Genomic DNA, 1346 nt, shown 5'->3' on the forward strand with positions numbered 1-1346 from the left:
TAAACACCTTTACCGGAGGCGATATCGACGGCAACGACCATCAAGTTTACTACGTAAACAACAAGAGTATTGACGGCTTGGGCTTAAGCGCTTACTTCTTGGACCTGAAAGATATTCATGACACTTTCGGTATCCGAGCAAACGGTAAAGTGAAAGCAAGTGACGACCTTACTGTCCTTTATACCGCTGAATTTGCCCAACAAACTACTGACGATGATAATGAGCATGAAACGAATTATCTTAACCTTGAAGCAGGTGTAAATGTTTCAGGCTTTACCGCTAAGCTGGGTTACGAAACTCTTGGCTCAGATGACGGTAATGCCATGTTTAAGACACCTCTTGCAACCAAGCATAAGTTCAACGGTTGGGCTGACAAGTTTGCTGCTGAAAAAGGAACTGACGGCTTAGTAGACACCTCGCTTAGCATTTCAACCAAAAACTACGGTCCTAAGATCGCGGTAATCTACCACCAGTTTGACGCCGATGAAGGTAGTGCAGATTTAGGTAGTGAAATTGACATTCTAGTTGCCAAGAAGTTTTCTGATAACTACACAGGGCTAATCAAGCTTGCCGATTACAGTAAAGGAGACTCGGGCGAGGATACTACGAAAATTTGGGTGCAGCTCGCAGCTAAATTCTAGTCTCTTAGGTTAATTTTTACTGCTAGCGGAGGTTTCTTCCACCTCCGCTTTTTTTATGCCCGATAGCCACAAAATATCCCCGTGAATTCCAGCATTTTTTTTGATCAGTGCTAAACTAAACGAATCAATAAAAACAAAGCACTTACGAGAGCCTCAGATACCGGATAGAACTAAGTCTTATCTTTTTAAATCTGGCCCTAAATACGCTACGTAAGTGAGTTTGGGAGACACTGCCAATGCTTAGCGAGAACACCCAACAAACCGTCATTGCAGCAAAGGTTGCCGCTGAGCTCTATCATGCTCAGGAGATTACTCGAAGCTTATCTATTTCTTCCAAAAATTTGCGCGTACTCGCTAAACGTATTGGCGAAAGCGCAGCCGGTCTAGCTGTTTTGGCAACCTTTTATGATGAGTGTTCACGTGAATCCATATCCTTGGCCGACCTGGTGAGTACCATGACTGTTGAAACCGCCAATAAAGCCGTTCGCGAGTGGCGTACCAGTTTATTTGAAGAGAAGCTTGAAAAAGCCTATAGAGTGATGGAACCGGACAAAGTACCTCAGATCGTCCAACAACACATCCAGGGGCGCCCTCAACGCGAGCAGCAAAGCCGTGAACGCATTGCACGCTTTAACCGCGAACTAAATGACCTTCTGACGGAAATGCAAAAGAATATTCTNTNGCATNTCCGTCAGAAGGTCATTT

At 44.5% G+C, this 1346-nt stretch carries 1 pseudogene; it reads left to right on the top strand.

Annotated elements, in window-relative coordinates:
- Nucleotides 1-641: pseudogene (locus A3735_RS31285) on the top strand (hypothetical protein); the annotation flags it as partial.
- Between the last annotated feature and the right edge of the window lie 705 nt (nucleotides 642-1346).

Source organism: Oleiphilus sp. HI0061, assembly GCF_001635675.1.